Raw genomic sequence first — 7,280 nt, forward strand, 5'->3', positions numbered from 1 at the left:
GAATACTGCAGGGGCCCTGTGTCCTGCCGTTAATATAGCCGCTCTAGCTTCCATCTTGCTTTTATATCGGCTTTAACCGGTCAGGATTTCAAATAAAAACCGCAGCCCTGACGGCTGCGGTTCCCAAAAGCCGATCTGAAGCGGAGATCAATAATGCTTCTGCGCCTTTTTTTCCTGCTTTAGGGCTCTTTTTTCCTTAAGCGAAAGTTTTGCGGACTTCCTCTCGTTCTTGTTGCCCATCTGTTCTTTGTTAGCCATCTTAAGCACCCCCTTCTTTGAGCTTGATCATTGATATTATACTATATTCTCCCGGCGGCAGTCCTTGCAGCTTATAAGGGCCTATCTCAGTACGGACCAGCCTTAAACAGGGAAGCCCTACAGCCGCCGTCATCCTGCGGACCTGTCTGTTGCGCCCTTCGCAAATAGAGAGCTCAAGCCAGCTTGTGGGAATGGTTGCCCTAAATCTTATCGGTTTTGACCTTTCCCAGAGACACGGGGGATCTATCACTTTGACCTTTGCGGGCAGCGTCTTTTTGCCGGCAAATACAACGCCATCTCTGAGCTTTTTGAGCTGCTCCTGATCCGGGACCTTCTCCACCTGCACCAGATATTTTTTCCACACCTTTTTTCTGGGATCAGCCATATCGTGCTGAAAAGCCCCGTCATCCGTCAGCAGCACCAGACCTTCGCTGTCCCGGTCCAGCCTGCCGACAGGATACACTCCGGGTATATCGATGTAGTCCTTTAATGTCGGCCGCCCCTCCTCATCCGTAAACTGGCACAACACTCCGTACGGCTTATTAAAAAGAATATATTTATGTTTTCTCATCAATGCTATAATTATAAACGACAATGTCCCGTTTTTATTGGACATTGGAAATTTGTCATTGGAAATTTCCGCATGGCCCTATGGTCTAATGGTTTAGGACATGGCCCTCTCAAGGCCAAGGTACGGGTTCGATCCCCGTTAGGGCTAGTTTACGAGATAAGCGGCTTGACGGCGTCGACAGATGCCGGAAAGCCGCTTCATTCTTTGATGGAGCAGAAAACTTATGTTGCGCCGAAGGGTCGCGAAGCGGGCCGAAGGCGCGGTAAGGCAGTTCATCCGCGCTCTCGGAATACAATATTTTGACTTCTATTGTCTCTTTCGAATAAATGACCTTTTCGATGTGCCTTTTCAGTATCGCAAGCTTCTCATATTTATTCCTTAACCCTGATGCTTTTATGATCTTTTCAAGGATATTCTTCAAAATATCTGGCTTGTATTGCAAAGCCGATACCTCTGGTTCGCATTCCGCAAGACCGCCCTTATGCTTGTTGTTGAGCATAAATACCAAACTATCAAGATATTGTTGGTTATTGACAAGGTTTTGCAGGTATTCAACAATATTTCTATCCAGTCTGTCAGCACTGACTTGTTTTGTCCCGCATATAGAACGGTCCTTTATCCGTATTGCAGAGCAGGAATAATAAAAATATCGGACTCTTTTATCACTTTTGACCCTATTTGAGAAAACGGATACCATTGTCGATCCGCATTCCTTACAAATGACAAGACCCGGAAATAATGTGTAGTTATAGCTGACGCTTCTCTTTTCCAGCTTTCCGTGAAGTTTCTGGACTTCATCGAAAACTTCTTGCGCAATTATAGGTTGATGTAGCCCCTGATAGATTGTTCCATGATAAGAAATCTTGCCGGTATAAACAATGTTCCTTAGAATCCTGAAAATAGTATTTTTTGTGAATATATTCCCTCTCCTGGTAAGGGATTTAAGATTTTTTATCTTTTTGTAAACGGCAGACAAAGATCCTGTTGAAAGATACATTTCAAACATCTTCTTGATGATCTTCGCTTCAGCCGGCTCAATAGCAAGCTTTTTGCTTTTATCTCTCACATAACCAAACGGAGTATGTCCGCAATTCCACATTCCTTGTTTAGCTCTTTCAAACATCTTGTCGCTGATCCTCTCGCTGATAAGCTCACGCTCAAATTGCGCGAATGTGAGCATTATATTGCGCAGCAGCCTTCCCGAAGGTGTTGAAGTATCAAATCTCTCGGTGACCGATATAAAAGTGGCCTTGTTCTGCTCCAATATCTCTATAAGCTGATAAAAATCCTTCGGAGACCTTGTTAATCTGTCTATTTTGTAAGCAATAACGGTATCTATCTTGCCGTTTTGGATCTCCCGCAGCATTTCCTGTAATTCCGGGCGGTCAATATTTGCTCCGGAATATCCTTGGTCCGAATAAACTTTGTAAATCTCAATATTATCCTGGCTTTTGATAAATGATCTTATCTTCAATTCCTGTGTCTCGCAAGAATTAAACTCAACATCGGCCTGGTCATTTGTAGAAACCCTCGTATAAATTGCAGCTTTCATGATTGTTTACCTCCTTTTATGGTAATTAAGTCTTTCAGTTCTTTGATCAAAATATTATGAGATTTGTATTTGCTTAATTTTTCTATGTAATCAAGAAATCTATTACATGATACTTTCACGGAATTACTGCAAGGATCAGAGGGATCACCTATCGGACAATAACAGCACGGATAAATTGGATATATTGGCATAACTAGATCACCCCCTTTGTATTAAAGACATAACAACGGCGGGCCAGATCAGGAGGGAGGCAAGCCCCGCCGCCACAAAGGAACACAATGACCGGGATACCACGGGAAACAGCCTGACGGATGGTATAAAGAGAACCCCTGGACGCACCATGGAGGAAAGCAACAAGCACAGAGGAACCGGAAACCAAACGCCTATTGCGGCCAAGAAGAGCAGAAACAGCAACGGAACGAGGAGACCCGGCAGAAGCAGAACCCCAAACCACCTGACCACCGGCCGCAATGAACCGCTCAATATCAGGCTGGACTGATGAAGGAAAACCCGAAACAGAAGACCAAGCCGAATAAACAACACAGCGAGAAGAAGCACCGTGACGCAGAACAGCAGACAAAGCAAATGAATCAGCCCCCACTGCCCCACCGGAAGCCACAGAATAGCCGCGGGACAGGAACAAAGCCACAACCTGATCAACAAGCGGAGCAAAACGGACAGGAAGAGAACGGGAACCGACAACACCAACAAAATGACACATATGTGACACCTCCTTGAGATTCAAGTAGCATTTCCCCGCCGCTGTCACCCGTAGCGCGGCGAGTCTGCGAGCCAAAGCGGAGGGGCGGAAGGAGACCGAGCGAGCCTGAGCTATATGTCTCCTTATCGCGAAGGCGAGTGGAGGGCGACTGGAGCAGGGAGCGGAGCTTCTAAAAATATATAATGCGTAGCTGCGAAGCGACCTTGACAGCGAAAAAGCGGGGAAATGCTATCATGGAAAAACAGGAGAAGCTACTTAATAGATAGCAATGATCCTTGGATAAGATTTGAAAAGGCACATCGGAAAGTGGCATTTATTCGACAGAGGCAATAGAAGTCATATATTGGATTCCGAGAGCAAGGATGAAATGCCTTACCGCGCCTTCGGCCCGCTTCGCGACCCTTCGGCGCAACATAAGTTTTCTGCTCCAACAAAGAATGAAGCGGCTTTCCGGCATCTATCGACGCCGTCAAGCCGCTTATCTCGTAAACTAGCTCGTGCGGGACGCCCCCGCGCCATATCCCTTATATGGCCGGCGCGCACCTTAGCCCCCACTCTAATAATTGCGCCGGCCAACTTGACAAACTTTATATGAATGTTATAATATGTTAATATCAGTTAGTTTTGGTAATATGTTAAAGGAGGTTAATATGGAAAACACGGAGAGCGTCATATCTACAGAAGAAGCTTGTAAACTATTAGGAATTACTCGGCAAACTTTATATAAACTGTCAGAGAGCGGCAAAATCCCCGGAAGAAAGGTTGGATCTAAATACAAATTTGTTAAAGACTCTATTCTCGACTATCTTCACCATAAAGACCCTTCAGAGTCCACAGATTTAAAAGACTATAAAGTTTGGGAATTGAAAGGAGATTTTGCCACAATCGGAATCAAGAAAATGGCAAAAAGGACCTTTCAAGAACTCGCCTCCAACATAGAAGAATTGATAGTAAATGCTTATGATGCAGATGCGACATCAGTTCAAGTCATATTAGATTACGATAAAAATGCATTGAACATCATTGATGACGGTAATGGGATGGACGAGGAAGCCCTCGCCTCTTATGTAATTTATGGCGAAAGCAAAAAGACTTCAAATTCAAGATCTCCAAAATACTCAAGAGCTCCTATTGGTGAGTATGGAATGGGCGGAAAATTGGCAATTACCAACATATGTAAAATATGCAAGATTATTACGAGAAAAGCGAGCCAGGAGCATATTTTTAATATGAATAGAGCTGAATTGGATAAAGCTAAATATGTGAGCGCAATTCGCAGTAAAGTATTTACAAAGAAATGCAACAAAGATTTACATGGGACTTCTATTTACATGGAACAATTGAATTCGAAGAATATTGATTCGGATCGCTTAATTGAACGTTTTGCGAATAAAATGCCTAAAAGCCAAAACTTTAAAATCACTGTAACAACTATTAAGGATGGCGACAAGAAAGAAGTTGAAATCGAAGAACCTACTTTTGAATATGATGAGAAGTTTGAGTTCGAAGAGAATCTAAAGCTAATTGGAAGCGTAAAGCTAATCATTTATTTTACCAAAGAGCCCATTCCCGCAACAAAACAAGGCATTTGGACTAGAGTAAATGGCAGAATCGTCAATGAAAAAGCTGAGTGGTTCGATCTATTTAGAGCAACATCAGGAACAAGATATAGATACCGATTATACGGTTATGGAGAGGCCGATGGTTTGAAGGATTTTGTCACCTTCGCAAAGAATGATTTTGTCGATTGCCCGGAATTTAAAGAATATTGGGATTTTGGCCATAAATCTATCACAAAAGTTCAAAACACTCTATTAAAAAAGGATGAGAACACAAAAAAGGAACTAGATAGACATTTAGTCAAAAGAGTGGAGAAAGAGGTAAATGACATCGTGTCTAAGCTTGATGACCCCCAAACTATGGGCGATCTAGAAGCCAAAATCAAAAAAGAGTACACAAAAGAAATTGAAAATGCACCTGACAATCCATTCCCAAATCTGGATAAAGTCGAGGAAGAAGCAAAGAAAGTTGCCGGAATTGTAAAACGAGGCAAAGATAAAAGGGAAAGAAGAAACCAAAGTCTTACTAAAAGCGACAAAATGACTTATTCTGGCAAAAATTACAACATTAACACCGTAGACATGTCGGGAACTGGCGATCTCGTTAAATTCTCAAAAGAGAATAATTTAATCGAAATTAACGAAAGACATGATTTTTATATTAAAGCTTCGAAAGACAATTATTTGGATAGCCTTGTCCGTGATATTGCATTTACTGAGATTTCCAATGATTACGCTGAGGGAAATATGGTAATATTTGACCGAATATATAATGAACTTGCGAAGATTGCGAGCCAGAAGATTATTAATATTTAAACAGCATATTCTATGAGAATATCTAAAAGACGCAAGAAAGAAATCAGGAACATTATAAAGTTATGGAGAATACACTTTTCACTAATAAGAGTTGCAGACATGTTAGGGCTCCCCTATCAATATGTTTTAAAGCTACTTAGGGCCGAAACAGGCGCTTATAGTGTATCAGCCTTAAAGAAAGTTTATAAGATAAAACGACCTCTCAGAAACAGCACTAGCGAAAAACTTATTAAAGTAAAATCACTATACGATCAACTTCATACACTACAAAAAGTGGCCGATGAACTTGGCGTTACAAGGGAAAGAATAAGGCAACTGCTCAATAAGGGCGAAAAACAAGGGCTTTACGAATATGAGTTGCATAGGGATAAAAGATTCAATGAATTAATAAGTAATTACGGAAGAGACACTATTATTGAAGAAATTAAGCACGAGATAAGCCCGCCAAAGATATGCTCCACTCTAAATATTCATATTGATGATTTTAGAAAGCTACTAAAGCATTACGACATTGACACCAAAGATTATCGCGACTTGGCAAGGAGAAGTAAATGCTTAAAAGAGTACTCAAAAATTGTTGATGAATTAGGCACTCATCCAACTACAACAGAAATGAATTTGCGGCCGTCATGGCGCGCTATTTGGGCAAGGATTGATCGGTATTGGGGCAGTATTGAAAGTTTTAGAAAAGAATATGGAATTGAAAGGCCTAAGCATAGAATACATGCCAACACTTTAGCCAGTTTTCAAAATAACATAATCAAAAATAAAGAAAACAAAAGAATCAAGATGAACAATCTTATCAACCAAATTTGCGTTCGCGGTCCTATTGGAATCAGTGAGATATGTGCCGCAATTGGCATTAGCACACAATCAGCCGCAAATTACATTAAAGAATTGCTTTTCAACAAAACAATTGCAAAACAGGGCGCCGGCAGAAACACGAAATACATTATGTCCATTGTTGCAGCAAATCAGACAGCTTTGCCATTTTAGCAAATATTGAAAAGATGATATTTTTCAACATCCACAATAAAAGAAGAAGAACTATATTATGGGACCAATATTAATATTTGACAAATCAACATTACAGAGCTTAAGCCCGGATGAGTCAGTTTGGCTTGACAATTTTTTTCTAACAAATATTACACCTCTGTTTTTTATTGAAACATTAGCTGATTTGGAAAATGAAATTAGAAAAGGACGATCTCCGGCCCAAGTCGTTGGAAGCATCGCATATAAGACTCCTGATACAGGGTCAAAGATGAATGCACATCATACAACAATGCTTTTTAATGAACTAATAGGCAATGTTTCAATCGATATAAATGATAATCGCCCAAGGATTCCTGGTGGGAAGATAACGACTTTAGGGGGTGAATCTGGGGTGGTGATAGAACAATCCCCGGAAGAAGAGGCTTTTCATAGATGGCAAAAAGGTGAATTTCTGGATTTAGAAAGACAAATTGCTAAACAGTGGCGGAATGATTTAATAAATACAAATTACGATGAGATTTGTGCCCCATTCAAAGAAATCTTCACACACCACAAGAAGCCAACCACTTTAACAGATATCAAGATTATTGCCGACATGTTTATTCGCGAGACTTCTAGAGAAAAATTAATACAATATGGTCTTGGCATTTTAGGAATTTCAGATACTTACAAAGGCAGAATGGCATGTACCCCTTATACTAGACAAGTAGTTTCAGTATAATCTGACTAGTAGAAAGGGGTGAAGGCACATGCCAAAAGGTTTCCCAACACTAACGGCCGAGCAGAAACAGGAGATTATTAAACGCA

Annotated in this window: 5 protein-coding genes and 1 tRNA gene; 4 read left to right on the top strand and 2 right to left on the bottom strand. The window is 41.1% G+C overall.

Annotated features, from left to right (window positions below):
* Positions 1-259 precede the first annotated feature (259 nt).
* Positions 260-829, bottom strand: coding sequence for a pseudouridine synthase (locus tag WC490_06375; protein ID MFA5098231.1), 570 nt, complete (start codon positions 827-829; stop codon positions 260-262).
* A gap of 74 nt (positions 830-903) precedes the next feature.
* On the opposite strand from WC490_06375, the gene WC490_06380 reads away from it, so the two are divergent.
* Positions 904-976: transfer RNA gene (locus WC490_06380), tRNA-Glu, on the top strand.
* 1,598 nt (positions 977-2,574) lie between these two features.
* On the opposite strand, the gene WC490_06385 is transcribed toward WC490_06380, so the two are convergent.
* Positions 2,575-3,102, bottom strand: coding sequence for a DNA-processing protein DprA (locus WC490_06385; GenBank protein ID MFA5098232.1), 528 nt, complete (start codon positions 3,100-3,102; stop codon positions 2,575-2,577).
* Positions 3,103-3,752: 650 nt separating this feature from the next.
* Here WC490_06385 and WC490_06390 point away from each other — a divergent pair.
* Genes WC490_06390 through WC490_06400 form a run of 3 tightly spaced genes read left to right on the top strand, consistent with a single transcriptional unit; the run spans position 3,753 to position 7,194 of the window.
* Entirely contained in the window at positions 3,753-5,477 is a 1,725-nt protein-coding gene (locus WC490_06390) for an ATP-binding protein (protein MFA5098233.1), read from the top strand.
* Between the two features lie 12 nt (positions 5,478-5,489).
* Positions 5,490-6,473 carry a sigma factor-like helix-turn-helix DNA-binding protein gene (locus WC490_06395; protein MFA5098234.1) on the top strand — a complete coding sequence of 328 codons (984 nt, stop codon included), beginning with the start codon at positions 5,490-5,492 and terminating at the stop codon, positions 6,471-6,473.
* Between the two features lie 58 nt (positions 6,474-6,531).
* The gene (locus WC490_06400) at positions 6,532-7,194 is read left to right on the top strand and encodes a hypothetical protein (protein ID MFA5098235.1); all 663 of its coding nucleotides are present in this window, start codon (positions 6,532-6,534) and stop codon (positions 7,192-7,194) included.
* Positions 7,195-7,280: the final 86 nt, after the last annotated feature.

The organism is Candidatus Margulisiibacteriota bacterium, from assembly GCA_041650635.1.
In the GTDB taxonomy this organism is placed as follows: domain Bacteria; phylum Margulisbacteria; class WOR-1; order JAKLHX01; family JBAZKV01; genus JBAZKV01.